This window comes from Burkholderia aenigmatica, assembly GCF_048627025.1.
Classification (GTDB): Bacteria; Pseudomonadota; Gammaproteobacteria; order Burkholderiales; family Burkholderiaceae; genus Burkholderia; species Burkholderia aenigmatica.
Window position 1 is genome coordinate 2,777,196 of record NZ_CP184468.1, and the last position, 15,589, is coordinate 2,792,784.

13 protein-coding genes are annotated in these 15,589 nt (G+C 61.9%); 4 read left to right on the top strand and 9 right to left on the bottom strand.

Annotated features, from left to right (window positions below; translation table 11 throughout):
• The first annotated feature begins 5 nt into the window (after positions 1-5).
• From ACN8ZM_RS13005 to ACN8ZM_RS13015, 3 genes are all read left to right on the top strand, one after another.
• Positions 6-1,310: an MFS transporter gene (locus tag ACN8ZM_RS13005; protein WP_420210088.1), complete on the top strand. Its 1,305-nt coding sequence runs from the start codon at positions 6-8 to the stop codon at positions 1,308-1,310.
• Between the two features lie 218 nt (positions 1,311-1,528).
• Positions 1,529-1,942, top strand: coding sequence for a helix-turn-helix domain-containing protein (locus ACN8ZM_RS13010; protein WP_420210089.1), 414 nt, complete (start codon positions 1,529-1,531; stop codon positions 1,940-1,942).
• Positions 1,939-3,165: an alpha/beta fold hydrolase gene (locus tag ACN8ZM_RS13015; protein ID WP_420210090.1), complete on the top strand. Its 1,227-nt coding sequence runs from the start codon at positions 1,939-1,941 to the stop codon at positions 3,163-3,165. Before ACN8ZM_RS13010 ends, ACN8ZM_RS13015 begins: the two co-directional genes overlap by 4 nt.
• Positions 3,166-3,415: 250 nt before the next feature.
• Here ACN8ZM_RS13015 and ACN8ZM_RS13020 read toward each other — a convergent pair whose 3' ends face one another.
• The 6 genes from ACN8ZM_RS13020 to ACN8ZM_RS13045 form a co-directional block, all read right to left on the bottom strand.
• Entirely contained in the window at positions 3,416-4,306 is an 891-nt protein-coding gene (locus ACN8ZM_RS13020; RefSeq protein WP_420210091.1) for a lysozyme inhibitor LprI family protein, read from the bottom strand.
• A 25-nt stretch (positions 4,307-4,331) separates the two neighbouring features.
• A complete protein-coding gene (locus tag ACN8ZM_RS13025; RefSeq protein WP_420210092.1) occupies positions 4,332-4,925 on the bottom strand; it encodes a hypothetical protein in 594 nt (197 codons plus the stop codon).
• A gap of 166 nt (positions 4,926-5,091) precedes the next feature.
• Positions 5,092-5,412 carry a lysozyme inhibitor LprI family protein gene (locus tag ACN8ZM_RS13030; RefSeq protein ID WP_420210093.1) on the bottom strand — a complete coding sequence of 107 codons (321 nt, stop codon included), beginning with the start codon at positions 5,410-5,412 and terminating at the stop codon, positions 5,092-5,094.
• 92 nt (positions 5,413-5,504) lie between these two features.
• The gene (locus ACN8ZM_RS13035; protein ID WP_420210094.1) at positions 5,505-8,192 is read right to left on the bottom strand and encodes a hypothetical protein; all 2,688 of its coding nucleotides are present in this window, start codon (positions 8,190-8,192) and stop codon (positions 5,505-5,507) included.
• A gap of 14 nt (positions 8,193-8,206) precedes the next feature.
• Positions 8,207-10,291, bottom strand: a complete 2,085-nt coding sequence (locus tag ACN8ZM_RS13040; protein ID WP_420210095.1) for a type VI secretion system Vgr family protein — start codon at positions 10,289-10,291, stop codon at positions 8,207-8,209.
• Positions 10,292-10,384: 93 nt separating this feature from the next.
• The gene (locus tag ACN8ZM_RS13045) at positions 10,385-10,903 is read right to left on the bottom strand and encodes an Hcp family type VI secretion system effector (protein WP_089451102.1); all 519 of its coding nucleotides are present in this window, start codon (positions 10,901-10,903) and stop codon (positions 10,385-10,387) included.
• Here ACN8ZM_RS13045 and ACN8ZM_RS13050 point away from each other — a divergent pair.
• Positions 10,903-11,319, top strand: coding sequence for a hypothetical protein (locus ACN8ZM_RS13050; protein WP_420210096.1), 417 nt, complete (start codon positions 10,903-10,905; stop codon positions 11,317-11,319). The two genes, ACN8ZM_RS13045 and ACN8ZM_RS13050, sit on opposite strands and share 1 nt — an antisense overlap.
• A gap of 6 nt (positions 11,320-11,325) precedes the next feature.
• Here ACN8ZM_RS13050 and ACN8ZM_RS13055 read toward each other — a convergent pair whose 3' ends face one another.
• Genes ACN8ZM_RS13055 through hemC form a run of 3 tightly spaced genes read right to left on the bottom strand, consistent with a single transcriptional unit; the run spans position 11,326 to position 15,490 of the window.
• A complete protein-coding gene (locus ACN8ZM_RS13055; protein WP_043189773.1) occupies positions 11,326-12,513 on the bottom strand; it encodes a heme biosynthesis protein HemY in 1,188 nt (395 codons plus the stop codon).
• 2 nt (positions 12,514-12,515) lie between these two features.
• A complete protein-coding gene (gene hemDX / locus ACN8ZM_RS13060) occupies positions 12,516-14,486 on the bottom strand; it encodes a fused uroporphyrinogen-III synthase HemD/membrane protein HemX (RefSeq protein ID WP_420210097.1) in 1,971 nt (656 codons plus the stop codon).
• Positions 14,486-15,490, bottom strand: coding sequence for a hydroxymethylbilane synthase (gene hemC, locus ACN8ZM_RS13065; protein ID WP_043189779.1), 1,005 nt, complete (start codon positions 15,488-15,490; stop codon positions 14,486-14,488). The genes hemDX and hemC overlap by 1 nt, the downstream gene beginning before the upstream one ends.
• Between the last annotated feature and the right edge of the window lie 99 nt (positions 15,491-15,589).

Sequence of the window (15,589 nt, forward strand, 5' to 3'; positions counted from 1 at the left end):
ACAACATGGCAATATCGACGCAGTCGCTGCCGGGTTCGTCCGGCGCATTCGAGGAAGCAACCTACCGCAAGGTGTCGTGGCGGCTCGTGCCGCTCCTGCTGCTGTGCTACGTGGTCGCGTATCTCGACCGCGTGAACGTCGGCTTCGCGAAGCTGCAAATGGCGAGCGACCTGAACCTGAGCGACACCGTCTACGGGCTCGGCGCCGGGATCTTCTTCTTCGGCTATTTCCTGTTCGAAGTGCCGAGCAACATCATCCTGCACAAGGTCGGCGCGCGCGTGTGGATCGCGCGGATCATGGCGACGTGGGGCGTGATCTCGATCCTGACGATGTTCGTCACGACGCCCACGATGTTCTACGTGATGCGCTTCCTGCTCGGCGTCGCCGAAGCGGGCTTCTTCCCCGGCGTGATCCTCTACCTCACCTACTGGTATCCCGCGCACCGGCGCGGCCGGATGACGACGTTCTTCATGACGGCCGTCGCACTGTCCGGCGTAATCGGCGGGCCGCTCTCGGGCTTCATCCTGAAGGCGTTCGACGGCATGAGCGGCTGGCACGGCTGGCAATGGCTGTTCCTGCTCGAGGGGATCCCGTCGGTGCTGGTCGGCGTGGTCGTGTTCCTCAAGCTGGACGAGCGGATCGCGAAGGCGAACTGGCTGACCGACGACGAAAAGGCGCTGCTCACGCGCAACGTCGATGCGGAAGAAGCGACCAAGGAAGACCTGCCGCTCGGCGCCGTGATGTCGAGCCCGCGCGTGTGGCTGATGGCGCTGATCTACTTCTCGTTCGTGATGGGACTCTACGGCGTCGGCTTCTGGCTGCCGACGATCATCAAGGCCACCGGCGTAACCGACACGTTCATGATCGGCCTGCTGTCGGCGATTCCGTATGCAGCGGCGGTAGTCGCGATGATCCTGATCGCACGTAGCGCAGACAAGCACCGCGAACGCCGCTGGCACGTCGCGATTCCGGCCGCGATCGGCGCGCTCGGGCTCGTGCTGTCGGTGATCTGGGCGCACCAGACCGCGCTCGCGATGCTCGGCCTCACGCTCGCGACGATCGGCATCCTGACGACGCTGCCGCTGTTCTGGAGCCTGCCGACCGCATTCCTCGGCGGCACGGCAGCCGCGGCCGGCATCGCGATGATCAACTCGATCGGCAACCTCGCCGGCTTCCTGAGCCCGTACATGATGGGCTGGCTCAAGCAGGCAACGGGGGCCAACGATTCGGGCATGTACATGCTCGCCGGGTTCCTCGTGCTCGGCGGGCTGCTGGCGCTGTCGGTGCCGAAGCGGCTGGTCGACAAATGACGCAGGGCGCACGGGCGCCCGCCGGTTGATGACCGGCACCTGAAACGCCCCGCTGGCCGGAACCGCTCCGGTCGGCGGGGCGTTTCTGCTTCCACGCACGCCGCCCGGACGATGCGGTTCGGTGACTCGCCAATAGTGATGCCCTCCTCTTAAAATACTCCCCATTGATCCATTTATCATGGAACAATAAGGAACATTCTGAGCGCCACTGGCCGATCATGTTCCATACCGTCGAAGAGTCCGCCGCCCACCTGCGCCTCCACCCGAAGACCGTCCTGCGCTTCATCCGCGAGGGCAAGCTGCACGCCACGCGGGTCGGCCGTGCATACCGCATCCTCGACACCGACCTCGCCGCGTTCGCGCAAACGAAGCCGGCCGCGCCCGTGCCGCGTGCGGTGCGCGTCACCAGCATCGTCGACGTTCCGGACGCGTCGCAATCGCTGCACCAGTACCTGTCGCGGTCGCTGCAGGCGATGGCGTCCGGCCGCACGTCGTACGTCGACCCGGTGCGAATCGACGTCACGTTCGATCCCGCCGCGAACCTGGTCAAGATCATCGTCGCCGCGACGCCGGCCGACACGGCCGCGCTGATGTCGTCGCTCGACGCTTTGCTGCAGCAAAGCGGGACATGAGCGCGATCTTCAGGTCGCCCCGCCACGCCCGCGCGATTCGCGCGGCTTACGAAGCGGCACTGTCCCACTGGCCGGCCGGGCATCGGCGCGTCACGGTGCAGACACGCCATGGCGCAACGCACGTGATCGCCTGCGGCCCCGAGCACGCGCCACCGGTCGTGCTGATCCACGGCGCGCAGACGACAGCCGCAAGCTGGCAGCACTTCGCGTCCGAATGGTCGACGCACTTCCGGCTCTACGCGATCGACGTGATCGGTGAGGCAGGACCCAGCGCCCCGTCGCGACCATCGCTCGCGAGCGACGCGTATGCGCAATGGCTCGACGACGTGCTCGACGGCCTGGGCGTGTCGCGCGCCGCGTTCGTCGGCATCTCGCTGGGTGCGCGAACCGCGCTCGATTTCGCGTTGCGCCGGCAGGCGCGCGTCACGCGGCTTGCACTGCTCTGTCCGTCCGGCATCGGCAGGCAGAAGCCGTTTCTGTGGTGGGCGTTGCCGCTGTTGCTGTTCGGCGATGCCGGACGCGCGTGCGTACGACGGCGCGTGCTCGGCCGTCTGCCGCCCGCGTCGACGCCGGCCGAGCGCGACGCATTCGCGCTCATGCGCGCCGTGGATCGCGGCCTTCGGCCGCGCCTCGAAACGATCCCGGTGTTCGGCGACGGCGCGCTGCGCACGCTGTCCCCGCCGATGCTGGCGATCGTCGGCGGTCGCGACGTGATGCTCGATTCGCGCGATACGTGCGATCGCCTGACACGTCTCGTGCCGCACGCGCAGGTCCGGTTTCTACCCGATCAACACCACTTCATCCGCGGGCAGCGCGACACCGTGCTCGCATTTCTCATGTCGACGGAGCCAACCCGCATGCACCACCGAATCGTCCAGGCAGCCGGCCACCGTGTGCTGGTCCGCGATCCTGCCGCCAGCCTCGTCCAGCGCGAAAGCGATGCGCTCGACCTCGTCGCGCTCGCGCACGAGCATGAAGCCGACTGGATCGCGCTCCCCGCCGACGCGCTGCACGACGATTTCTACCGGCTCGACAGCGGGCTGGCGGGCGCGGTGCTGCAGAAGCTCGTCAACTACGGCGTCCGGCTCGGTGTGGTCGGTGATATCGACCGCTGGCTCGCGCGCAGCGAAGCGCTTCGCGCGCTCGTTCGCGAGTCCAATCGAGGCACATCGGTGTGGTTCGTCGCGAACGAGGACGACCTGCTGCGCAAGCTCGGCGCATAGCGCGGCCCGCAACGAACAACAACATGCTCGGAGGCTGAATGGCGTTCGGGGCAGATTGCGCGGCGCTGCGGGCTGCTGGCGCCATCGGCGCTAACACGACCGGTCGACAAGTAAGGCATATGCGTGAACACGGGCTGGCTCACAGCCCGTGTTCACGCCCACTCGCGCGACAACCGAGACGAATCGTACAGAATCCCCTGACGGTCAGCATTCTTCCACCGCCGGCCCCTACTTTCGATCGTCGCATCAATCAGAAAGATTTCGACGCGTACCATTCGAGTTGCCTTTTCATCGCCGCTTGGATGCAGTCCGCGTCACTCCCGCAGCGATTCCGCTCACCGAGCCAAGCGCTCTGCTGTCGCCGAATTTCGACTACATCGGCTGGATTCTGCCGCACTTCACGCAATGCCTGTCGATAAGAAAAATCAACGCTCTTGTCCAAACCCGCCAGGTCAAACGATCCGCAAATGACTCGCTCCGTTAGGAGCACCGCCTTTGCGCAAGCGAAAGTAGGTACTGGCTCCTCTTGCGGTTCTATCTTCTTGAGCACCAGAATTGTCTCATCGTACCAGCGCAACATCACACGGTTCCCGCTCATGATAAGCAGCCACGATCCGTAGCCACCTGAGTCTCCCTCATCGTAGACAGCATCAAGTGCGGCATTCCAACGCTCTTGTCCACAAAGCACACGTATCACTTCTATTTCTCGATTTCCAGGCAAACCTAGCCCAAAATCTTTTGACGGCGACCTCGAAGAACCTTCCCCGTAGCCACCGAGATTCATACTCAGGAAGTCGTCAAGATGGACGCGCTCGGCAGAAGTAGTCGGCGCTGCGCACCTCCCTTGTTCCGGCGAATTATGGGAAATTTCTGCATTATTGAAGGTGAAAATCCGCCACCGAAGCCTCGGATCATTCCATCCATAATGCATCGTACGTCCAGATGCCGTATCGACATGAACTTCAATCACCTTCCATTTCCCAACCAAAGCAAGAGGGAGACCCGCTGCGCTGGCCACAGGAATCAATAAAGCAGTAAAAATTACAATAAGCAATTTATACAAACCCCACCTCACATCAACAATCCGACGCACCAACCCAGAAATAAATTTCCGAGAAATTTCAAAAAAATCAACCGTCATCCCAACAAGTATAAGACCACTTACCCTAGCGCATCGAACCAGCTTCCAACATTGGAATCTGGCGACTAACCTTCACAACACTCCCACCGCGATCGACATAGGAAACGATGAATCCATGATCATTAACAACAACCCTCTTAATCGATGCAAAGGCCTCTACCCCCTTAGGCAAATTCAAATTAATTTCCCCAACGATGCGGGATTTCTTTGAAAAAATAGAATACATAGGAAGTGGATTCCTCTTGCTGAGCAGAACCACTCCTCGACTCACATCGTACGCCTCAACGAAAGGGAACGGCCCACCCAGCCCATTTCGCTCGCTATAAAAATAGGTTGCCGAACATTGCGTTCCACATGGAAACACTATAACAAATACTCCCGAATCAAAAGATACGATGTTCGGCCTACCTGGGAAATTTAATATTTCCCTCTCATCACCGCCTCGAAACATATAAATTCCGCAATCCATACGATCACTTGCATTTCGACATCTAACCTTGATTTTAGTGGAGCTTCCGCTGAACGCGATCACCTCATCCCCAACATCAGAAAGCGCACTACCAAAACAAAAAACAAAAACAAGACAACCAAGCACAATATAGCCAAAAATCCTCATCATCACCCTATACACTCACAAGGGACGTCAAATAATAGAGGCCCCGCGACATCCCATCTTGATTACCACACACAACAACAAACCCTCATCAATGTTAATAAAATTTCAAGTGGCCGGGCTCCTCAAAAAATCCCCACAAAATTCACAATAATCACCGATCGCGCTCAATCTATTTCATCAAAGAATCCAGATACGCCGAACGCTCCTTCAATTTTCGGGCAAAGCAATTATTTTTCGTCGTTTCATACGCCTGTGTCCCCGACTCAATTTCAGCAGCCTCCACACGGCAGTCTTTATCCATCAGTCTCCCCCACAGTCTTTGCGACTCAACAACAATCTCGGAATATTCAAGACCGATCAATACTTCGTTGGCGTATTGCTTTTTTATTCGTTTCAGAAGACTATTTTTGGAAAGCAAAACCTCTCGCTCCATTGCCTGCCTTGTCAGCCGCGAGCACTCGAAAATTTCTTGACTAGTATATGTGCGCATGCAATCCGGCTCGATCGCCCACCCCTCCTCACAAAATATGAGAAACACACATATCATCACAACAACGTATAAATTTATCCCGTGCATAGCAGTCAACGATTTTCCCTCAAATACCGTGCCCGCCGCCGACCCGGCTCATACTGATTAATAGCAGGAGTATTTTCGATATATTTAATCAACTCATCGATATTATTCCCCATACCTGCTTCCATCGGTTTAGGGCCCATCGTAAAACCCTGATAGACGAAGTCAACCAAGACATCTCTTATCAAGGGATGGAGCTGCCCCCAAGCAACCTTTCCAGATGCCCCAGCTGTCCAGCGATCATAATTCGCGACCGCCCTGGCCACATACTCCGGGTAGATCAAATTAAACAATTGAATTTGCTGATCCCAAGATATTTTCCCGATATCACCCTTATTAGACGCGACGAAATCTCGAGCCTTTGCCCCCCTCAGCCCCGCAGCCTTCGAGATTTTATTTACCTTTTCCTCCAGCAAGCCCACCGATATCAAATGAGAAGATATTTCTCGCCCTTCACGACTCCCCATATCGTAACCCCTGCCAAGAGTCACTCCAGATAGAGCATTTCCAGGCCAGTGCACAACCCTACTAAAATATAGAGACTCCTCAATATCATTGCCTTCCGCATCAAATGTCAGTTGCCCCGCCTTAATCTCCAGAGAGGGGTAGAATAAATTTCCCACAAATCCAATCGGATGAAAATGAAAAATAAGAGAATCCGAAGGGAGCGAGTTTATTTTTCCAACCACATCATCCCACCACATTAATCGCTCAATACGCGCCTTCTCTGCTTCCCATACGCTCTTCGATTCCGGCGGTATCAGCGAATCGTATGCATCCCATGCTTTCCTGTCGGCTTTCCATTCACAGGGATAGCGCAGAATGACGCGCGACAGTTGGCGGCTGGTATCGCGATCACGCTGCGCCGCTTTCAACTCCGCCAACGTCAGTTGTCCGTCGTGGTTGGCATCGAGCATCGCAAGCACTTCGCGCAGCGGAGCGTCAAGATCCGCATCCTTCAATCCCATCTGCCCGCGTTGAAATGCCTCCATTTGCCTGTAGTCGGCAAAGTAGCTGCCGTATGCCGCCGTGGTCGGCTCGGTCTCAATCAGGGAGAAATCCACCCACTCATGCGGAGAATGCAGAGAAATGCCGGTGTGTCCAACCTCACCTACCCATCCGATGGCGGTAGTGCCGCCACTGGTCAACTGCACTTGCCACCACGTATGGCCAGCCTCATCCAGAGCCAATGTCTTCGGTGCTTCAGCAGGATTTTGTTGGTCGGGGCGCGCTTGTTCCAACGCGAGCCGCGAAAAGTGGTGAGGGAGTGAGCCGGTCTTGGAACCCGTTGCGGCGAAGGTCAACGGAAAGCCCACCCAACCTTGCGCCAGGTCGGCAGTCAGCAACTTGCCTGACTTCATACCAACCAGCGAAGCATATGTGCCTTTTGCAATCCAGACCGACGCTTGACCAGTGGCTTCGGCCATCACGCCGCGGAAACGCGTCGCCCCGGATTTGCCAACTGTCCCCTGTCTAGGCACACGAATAATGTCTGCCGCAGTGTAGGCGGCACCATCGCCGTGACGGAATAGATCAGTTTCCCGCGCCCCTTTAGGTAGTTTGCTGGTGCGTTCGATCCATTGCACCGTACCCGTCGGTTTCACTTTGATATACAAAGCATCTGCGTGCGGATTTCCATCCAATGTGACGATTGTGTTGACCGGTAGCAAGCCAGCTTGTGGTGGCGCCAGCACAGCGTTGTGTAGTTGTGTACCCGGCGCAACTCTCAGCAGGGTTTTCTGCTCGAGCCTGGCCTGTACCGCCGCGGCGCGACTCTTATCCAGAAAGGAGCGCAGTTCCGGACCGGCGATGATCTCGTGATGCATCAGCTTGCGGGATTGCCCCGGGTCTTGGACCCGACGGTATTCACCCATATGACCCAGCAGTTCTCCAGCTTTGACTCCCGGCGGGCTGTCAGGTGTAACCACGACGTCGAAATCGTCAGGTGCCAGGCCTTGCGCCTGGAGCCCACTGGCCGCAACCCATCCGCTATGCGCGATGGCCGGTACCTCCGTCTGCGCGGTTGAGATAGGCACGATCGCTTTTTCGATGACGCGTTTGATCCTGACCCACTGCCTGGTCTTGTCGGTCTCGAGCACGGTAATACGTGCCCCGTGTGGAAGGATGCCGAGCGCTGGTGAACTTTTGGCAGCCGAAGGTTTCTCGCGCACACTCAGACCAATGACAGGCTGATCGGTAGTACCTTTCGCAACGACCTGCTGCTCCTTGGCGGCTTCCTTGACTCGATAGACCTTGGCCCGCCAGTAGCCTGGCCGCTTGACCGCGGTACCCAAGCGCTCGTAATCGTTGAAAGCACGCAGGTGCATGACCAAACAGAAGTAGGTCAGCGTGTTCCCCGCTGGATACTCCAGCGTATGCCGCGTCAGGACAAAGCCCGTACTAAAAGCAACCGATGCGGACTCGTTAGTCACCGGCCCTTTAGCCGGCCCCGGGACAGTCGGATAGTCGCGGTTGATGCGGTACGCAACGATTTCGCCCTTGGTCATGGCGCCAATACCGTCATCGAGAGACAGGACATTGGCCATCGCAGCTTCATAGTGAATACCGCCGTGCACGCCGGATGGTCCGAACACGTAGTAGCCACCAGTGGCCATACCAAGCGCGCCGTAGTAGACATCGGTGTCAACCACGTCCTTTCCAGCCTTGTCCTTGAATGGGTATTTGAATGCAGCCATGTGGTTCCGTACGCTCAGGCGTCGCCCGAGAAGGTTAGGTGAAATGCATCGTCGGGCGGATCGCCGAACGAGGACACACTGGACAAGGAGAAAGCCTGTCCCGCGCCACTACTGTTTTGCGTCATCGGGCCTTTTATGCGAATCGCCACACCGTCGAGTTCCACTCCGTGGTCGTCCAGCGTGATGGTGCCGCCCGGGCCGCGCAGCCGGAACACGTCGCCGGCCTGTAGCGCGATGACCTTGGTTCGCGTGGTCATGGTCTGTCCGGCCTCGACATCGATACGGCCCTGTACCTGCTGCTTCAGGTGTCCCCCAATGTCCACAGTGTGGTTGGCAGCCGTCTTGTCGCGGCGGCTATTGCCTACCTCTTCGGTGCGGTCTTTCGCGGTTGTGATGGTGTGATTGCGGCCGATGGTCAGAAAGTCGTCCTGGCCGATGTCGTGTCGGCGATCCCGCCCGATCGTGACCTGTTCGTCGTGCCCCACCGTCTCCTTGCGGTCGTTGCCGATCGCAATGGTCTCGTCGTGTTCGACCTGCTCGCTGCGGTCATGACCGACGAAGGTGGTTTCGTCGTGGTTGACGTGGATGTTCTGATCGCGCTGCGCGTGGACGTAGATCTCTTCCTGTCCTGCCTCGTCCTCGAAGCGCAGCTCGTTGAACCCTTCGCCCTTGTGCGTCTGACTCTTGATCGTCATCCGCGTCTTGTGCCGCGGCAGTTCGTACGGCGGTAGCTGCAAGCGGTTGTAGGTGCGACCAGTGATGACCGGTTGGTCCGGATCACCGTCGAAGAAGTCGACGATCACCTCTTGCCCAATGCGCGGGATCGCCATATGGCCCCACAGCGCGCCCGCCCAGTTCTGCGCGACGCGGATCCAGCAGGAGCTGTGCTCGTCGTGCCGGCCCTGACGATCCCACGGAAACTGCACCTTCACTCGGCCGTACTCGTCGGTGTAGATCTCTTCACCCTCCGGGCCCACAACCACCGCCGGCTGTGGGCCATCGATGCGCGGGTGCGGCAGCGGTTCAGCGCGCCATTCGGCATCGTCCGGCACCAGTACCGCTTCGTACCTGTAGTACGTGCCGTGTTGTGCGTCGGCGCTTTCTTCCGCCTGGCTGGTGTGTTGCTTGCCGTGATGCACCAGGCTCACCGGACGCCAGCTCCGGTTCATGTCCTCGCGCGGGTGGCCCGTGAGTGCGAAAGCAATGCCCGGCTGCAAGCGCGCGTCGTCACCGCTGACAAACGCCACGCGTGCATCGCGCCGGTGGCCACGCAGACGATCGTGAGTGAACGCCTTGCCGCTGGCTTCGTGTTTATATCGGCCCGGGTAGTCAAAGCGTGCGTAGCCTCGACCCTGATGATCTAGGTCCGTGCCGTCACGCGGGTACTCGTGGTTGAAGCGCGGATTCTTGAACGTGTAGTCGCGCTGTACCTGGCGCGCGGTGCGCACGCTCTCGGTGTAAGCGAAGGTCCGTAGGCTGGGTTGTGGCTGATCGCCGCCCGGCGTCGGGTTGTAGATCACCGGCTCGCCGTCAAGACGGCCGAAGATGAACAGCCGATCGCAGTGAATCAGCCGGTGCCGCTCTTTGCCGTGCTGGAACGCGTAGAAGAAGCCTTCCTCGCGCAAGATGCGTTCGACGAAGTCGTAGTCAGTATCACCAGCCTGCACGCAATACTCGCGGGCAAGGTGTTCGTTGGTGGCGCGTTGCTCGTAGTCCATCGTCAGGCCATGGGCCTTGAGAACGACGACTGCGATCTCGGTCACGCGCAGGGTCTGGAAGATCCGCCAGTCGGACGAGAGCTTGAGCCGTGCGAGGCGCGGCTCGACCACCGCCGAATAGCGAGTACGTCGAAAACCGGTATCGCCCTGAACGAACGACGAAACCGCGCCATGCACATAGCGCACGGGCTGGCCACCCTGCCAGATCGTGAGCAGGCCAATGCGATCCAGTATCTGACCAAAGTCGATGGCAGGATTGGCACTGGCCAGTTCGACCTCCAGGCGAAAGGTCTCGGACAACCCCTCATGCAGCGTGAACTCGACGACCTCGAATGACTCGTCGCCAGCAGTGAAGGTAAAACGCAGGTCGGATGACATCATCACAAGCATTCCTTACCGGTCCATGATCGAGCCGTCGATCGACACATGCACCGAGCGACCGGCGTATGCACTGGTCGCTCGGATCGCCCGAACTTAGGCTTCCTGCGGCTTGCGCCAGTCGTCCGAAGCCTCGGTACCGGCGATCGCATGAGTCCAGGTGATCTTGCGGTACGCCATCGAGACCTTCACCAATTGGGTGTACTCGGCCTTGCTGGGGTCCTGCGCGTGCGGCAGCGCGGTGTTGATATTGACGATCGTGGCGTCTTCCAGCTTGGTCGTGAAGAAATGCTCCTGCTTGCCTTCAGTAGAGGTGCGATACCACTTCACTTCCACTTCCGGGAGCGTCTCGCCCGCCGCCAGCGCCTGGTACAGCAGCGGCGTGGCCTTGTTCAGCGGTGCGGTGAAAGTGAACGGCTTGTGTACGCGCTGGCCCGACGGCTGGCCGCTCTGCGGATCGGTCGGCGTCGCGATCAGGTGTTCGATTTCCTGGACCAGGATCTGGTCTTCGTGGCCTTCCTGGTACACGTTGCCCACCGAGTCGGCGGTGAAGGCGCCCTGCGTGATGTTGCCCTGGGTCTTGCCCTGGATGCTGATATAGGCGGGAGTCGGCATTGGCTGCTTCCTTGAAGTTATTGTCGAAAAGGCCGGTTGGGCCTTGGCGCCGGAATGGCATGGGCTCTTTATGCAATAGCCGTGCCAATCCACACGCGTTGTCGCGCTATTCCTTCAGGATCAATGCGTTAGAGGTATTTGAGGGACATCCGCCAGATATCTGGCAACGCGAATCTCAAAAGAAATCGCATTTTTTGAGGGGAAATCGGGCCATTTTTGGCCCGATCAAAATCAACCCATTGAAAAGAAAGAGAATTTATCGGGCCATTTTTGGCTCGACCGGGCCAAAAATGGCCCGATTGCCCGAACAAGCGCAAATTCATTCAACGCACGGGGATGAAAAAAGCCCCGAAGGCCAAACGGCATTCAGGGCTTTTTGCGCTGGTTACGCGAGCCGCCTGCCGGCGCCCGAGTGATTCGCCTCAGACCACGGTGATCGCAAGCGCGCTTTCGCGATAATGCTTCGCAGCCTTGTCGGTTTCGCCGAGATGCTCGAACAGACGCGCGAGCGCGCGATGCGTACGCACCTTCAGCGCCTCGTTGTCGGCCAGCTTCAGTGCCGATTCGAGGAACGACTGCGCCTTGCCCCACAGTTGCTGCTGCTGGCACAGGCGGCCAAGCGCGAACAGCAGGTCGGCATCCTCCGGGTGATCCTTCTTCCACCCTTCCGCCTTCTGGATCAGCGGCAGCGCATCGGCGCCGGCCGTGTCCGGGTAACGGCGCAGCAGGCGGGCATCCCAGTTGTGCGCGAGCGCGTCCTCGACGATGCGCCGCGCTTCGTTGCGACGTTCGAGCGGCACGAGCAGATCGGCCGCCAGATCGGCGAGACGCGGCGACTGGCGCTCGACCGGCGACAGCGACTGCCACACCTCGAGCAGCGCGTCCGGGTCGTGCCGGCGTTCACGCAGCAGGTTTTCCGCGGCCTGCTGGCGCAGCCGCACGGCCGCGGCCGGATGCAGCGCCTCGCGCTTCTCGAGCGCCTTCGCGAGCTTCAGCACCTCGGCCCAATTCTTCAGCTGCTGCTGCGCACGCAGTGCGACCTGCTGCGCATGAATGCGCTTGCCGCCCGCCTGCAGGTCGGCCAGCGCGGCGAGCGCGCCGTCGGCATCGCGCGCATCCGCGCGCATGTCGGCCGCGGCGAGCAGCCGTGCATCCTGCCACTCAGGTGCGTCGACCCTCGACAGCCAGTCGTCGCGGCGCGTGTACTCGTGCATCCGGTGCGCGGCGGTGGCCGCGACGAGACTCGCCGCGCCCTGGTTCGCATCGACCGACAGCGCTTCACGCGCGGCCTTCTCCGCGCGCGAGAAGCGGCCTGCGTACAGGTTCGCGATCGCGTCGCGCAGCGATGCCTGCGCCTTCTCGTTGCGCGAACGCGCCCGATACGCGGCGACCCGCTGCGGCATGCGCCAGATGTTGCGCACGATGCGCAGCAGCGCATACACGACGATGAACAGCACGACGATGGCGATCACGAACAGGTTCAGCGACACGTCGATCCGGTACGGCGGATAGACGAGCAGCACCTGCCCCGCGTCGAAACGGCCGACGGTGGCGAGCGCAGCGGCGATCGCGAACAGGACCGCGAGCCAGACGATTCCTCGAAGCGTCATCGTTACCCCCGGCTCTTGAACTGCTGAACGGCGTTCAGGCTCGTGTTCAGGTTCGGCACCGCAACCGTCAGCGATGCGCCGTCAACCTGCTTGAGCAGATCCTCGACGGTCTGCGTGTCCTTCGATGCCTGGTCGAAATACTTCCCGAGCGACGCCTGCGCGGCGTGCAGGTCGGCCTTCATCGCGCTGTCGTTGCGCGCGAGCAGCGACAGGCGCGCGGTCAGCAGGCGCAGCTTCACGTTCTCGCGCACGAAGTAGCCTTGGTCGGGCGACGCGAGCATCGCGTCCGCATTGTCGATCCGGCGCACCTGCACGAGCCCTTTCAGCTGCTGGCCGAGGCCGGCCGAGAAGTCGTGCCACCACACCTTCCAGCGCGGCTCGCCGGCCACGGCCGACGACGCGGCGTCGGCCGGCGCGGCCTTCGGCGCTTCGTGCGGAACGATCGCCTCGCCGGACAGCGGCAGCGCGTCGATCTTCGCGATCGCGTCGTCGAGCTTGATCGCGAGACCCGTGAGGTCGGCCGCCGGTGCCGCCTTCAGCTTCTCGATGTCCAGCGCGAGCGCCTTGCGCACCGTGACGGCCTGCGCGCTCTGCGACGTTGCGAGGCGTGCGTCGGCGTTCTGCAGCGCGATCAGCGCAAGCTGCGTGTTGCCGGTCAGCTGAAGCTGCTGGCTCGCGCTCGACAGCATCTGGTCGACTTCTTCGAGCATCCACGCATCGCGGTTACGCGACAGGTCCTGGTATTGCTGCTGCAGCGCCTGCTGCGCGCTCTGTGCGTCGGCAAGCTTGCCGTCGAGCTGCGCGAGCTGCGTGTCGACCTGATGCGCGCTCGCGAGCGCCTGCTCGGTCTTCGTGCGCGTCTCGGCCGTCTGCACATCGAGCGCCTTCTGGCGCGCGACGAACGTGCCGTCGAGCCGGTCGATCTTGCGGTTCAGCGCGTAGCCGCCGACGCCCGCCGCGCAGCCGAGCACGACGACGACGAACCACAGCACCGCGCTGCCGCCGCGGCGCGCAGGCGGTTCGGACGCCATATAGGCGGGACGGGACGGCGGTGCGGATGCAGCGGCCGGCTGGGAAGCGACGCTTTTGGAATCGTTGGTATCTGTCATGCGTTTAGTCACCGGTGCGGCTGTCGCCGGTTGGACGGCCTCGTCGGCCATCGTTCGAAACGCGCGGACGATGCGCTCATCGCCCGCGCCGGTCAGCGTAATCCTATCAAAACCCAATGCACGCGCGGTCTGCTCGATCCGCGGATGCGGCGTCACGAGCGGCGCATGCTTCAGCGCGTCGATCTCGGCATCGTTCAGGTGCGACCGCGCGAGTTCGTGCAGGTTGCGCACGCCTTCCGAGCTCGTGACGAGCCACGCATGCGGTTCGCCGTGGAGCAGCGCATGCACGCGCTCCCACGCGCCGACGCGCGGCTCGGGCACGACGCGCCGGTACGCGGCGACGAGCGTGACGTCCGCACCGGCCTCGCGCAGTCGCTCGGCGAGCCATTCGCGCCCGCCGTCGCCGCGCACGATCAGCACGCGCTTGCCCGCCAGCGCCTGCACACCGCCAAACGCGGTCTCGATGCACGCGAACAGGCTTTCCGAATCGTAATGGGGTACGCCGCCGTCGGCCGGCGCCTGTGGCGCGATCACGCGATGCGCGGGTGCCGCGATACCGTGCCGCTCGAGCGCCGCGACGCTGCCGGGCCCGACCACGCCGACCGGCAGCGCGTTCGGCCAGATCGCGCCGTACTGCGCGAGGGCGCGGTCGATCGCGTTCGGCGACACGAAAATCACCAGCGCGTAGTCGGCGAGCGCCGCGAACGCCGCGTCGAGCGGTGCCGGATCGTCGACCGGCGCAATGTCGATCAACGGAAATTCGAGCACGTCGCAACCGGCCTCGGCCAGTTGCGACGCAAGCGCGCCGGACTGGCCGTCCGGGCGCGTCAGGACAGCGGTGAACGCGCGCGCGCCGCCCGCCATCAGGCGTCGCCCTTGCCGGCGGCCGGCGAGCCCGCGAGCAGCGCCTGGACGATGTCGAGCGCGCCTTGCGCCTCGAGTTCGTCGGACACGGCGCGGCCGAGCGCGAGCGCATCGGCGACAGTCACGACGGCCCCGCACTCCTCGGCCGTCAGCACGCGCTTGCCGTCGGTCGTCGACACGCGGCCCGTCAGGTACAGCTCGCCCGCGCGCCACACCGCGTGCGCGGCGAGCGGCACCTCGCAGCTGCCACCGAGCGCGCGCGACACCATCCGCTCGGCCTCGACCGCGAGCGCGGTCTGCGGGTCGTGCAGCGGCGCGAGCCACGCGGCGACGTCGCTGCGGTGCGATGCGATCTCGATGCCGAGCGCGCCCTGGCCCGCGGCGGGCGGGCTCGCGTCGACGTCGAGCAGCGCGCGGATCCGCGCTTCGAGGCCGAGGCGCTTCAGGCCGGCGGCCGCGAGGATGATCGCCGCGTAGTCGCCGCGATCGAGCTTCGACAGGCGCGTATCGAGGTTGCCGCGCAGCGGCAACACGTCCAGGTGCGGGTAGCGCGAGCGCAGCATCGCCTCGCGACGCAGGCTCGACGTACCGACCACGGCGCCGGCCGGCAGCGCGTCGAGCGACGCGTAGTCGTTCGACACGAATGCATCGCGCGGATCCTCGCGCTCCATGATCGCGGCAAGCGAGAAGCCGTCGGGCAATGCCATCGGCACGTCCTTCAGCGAATGCACGGCGAGATCGGCGCGGCCGTCGGCCAGCGCGGCCTCCAGTTCCTTCACGAACAGGCCCTTGCCGCCGACCTTCGACAGCGTGCGATCGAGAATCTGGTCGCCGCGCGTCGTCATCCCGAGGATTTTCACGTCACAAGCTGGATATAATTTGCGCAGCGCATCACGCACATGTTCGGCTTGCCACATCGCCAGGCGGCTTTCGCGCGAAGCAATCGTCAACGTCGTGGGCGACAGTGCCTGTTGCGGCCCGGCCGCAGGGGTCTCGGAATTCATTGCTGGAACATCGAAGGACGGGATTGAAGATCGAACAATGGTAGCACGCACGCCCCTGCCCGCCCGGGCCCGGAGCCTGCGCCCGGCCTGCCGCCGAGC

What these genes read in the sequence shown, in the direction of transcription:
- ACN8ZM_RS13035 (WP_420210094.1), bottom strand. Translation starts at nt 8,192, where the DNA reads ATGGCTGCATTCAAATACCCATTCAAGGACAAGGCTGGAAAGGACGTG.
- ACN8ZM_RS13055 (WP_043189773.1), bottom strand. Translation starts at nt 12,513, where the DNA reads ATGACGCTTCGAGGAATCGTCTGGCTCGCGGTCCTGTTCGCGATCGCC.
- ACN8ZM_RS13040 (WP_420210095.1), bottom strand. Translation starts at nt 10,291, where the DNA reads ATGATGTCATCCGACCTGCGTTTTACCTTCACTGCTGGCGACGAGTCA.
- ACN8ZM_RS13025 (WP_420210092.1), bottom strand. Translation starts at nt 4,925, where the DNA reads ATGATGAGGATTTTTGGCTATATTGTGCTTGGTTGTCTTGTTTTTGTT.
- ACN8ZM_RS13015 (WP_420210090.1), top strand. Translation starts at nt 1,939, where the DNA reads ATGAGCGCGATCTTCAGGTCGCCCCGCCACGCCCGCGCGATTCGCGCG.
- hemDX (WP_420210097.1), bottom strand. Translation starts at nt 14,486, where the DNA reads ATGGCGGGCGGCGCGCGCGCGTTCACCGCTGTCCTGACGCGCCCGGAC.
- hemC (WP_043189779.1), bottom strand. Translation starts at nt 15,490, where the DNA reads ATGAATTCCGAGACCCCTGCGGCCGGGCCGCAACAGGCACTGTCGCCC.
- ACN8ZM_RS13005 (WP_420210088.1), top strand. Translation starts at nt 6, where the DNA reads ATGGCAATATCGACGCAGTCGCTGCCGGGTTCGTCCGGCGCATTCGAG.
- ACN8ZM_RS13010 (WP_420210089.1), top strand. Translation starts at nt 1,529, where the DNA reads ATGTTCCATACCGTCGAAGAGTCCGCCGCCCACCTGCGCCTCCACCCG.
- ACN8ZM_RS13045 (WP_089451102.1), bottom strand. Translation starts at nt 10,903, where the DNA reads ATGCCGACTCCCGCCTATATCAGCATCCAGGGCAAGACCCAGGGCAAC.
- ACN8ZM_RS13020 (WP_420210091.1), bottom strand. Translation starts at nt 4,306, where the DNA reads ATGACGGTTGATTTTTTTGAAATTTCTCGGAAATTTATTTCTGGGTTG.
- ACN8ZM_RS13030 (WP_420210093.1), bottom strand. Translation starts at nt 5,412, where the DNA reads ATGCGCACATATACTAGTCAAGAAATTTTCGAGTGCTCGCGGCTGACA.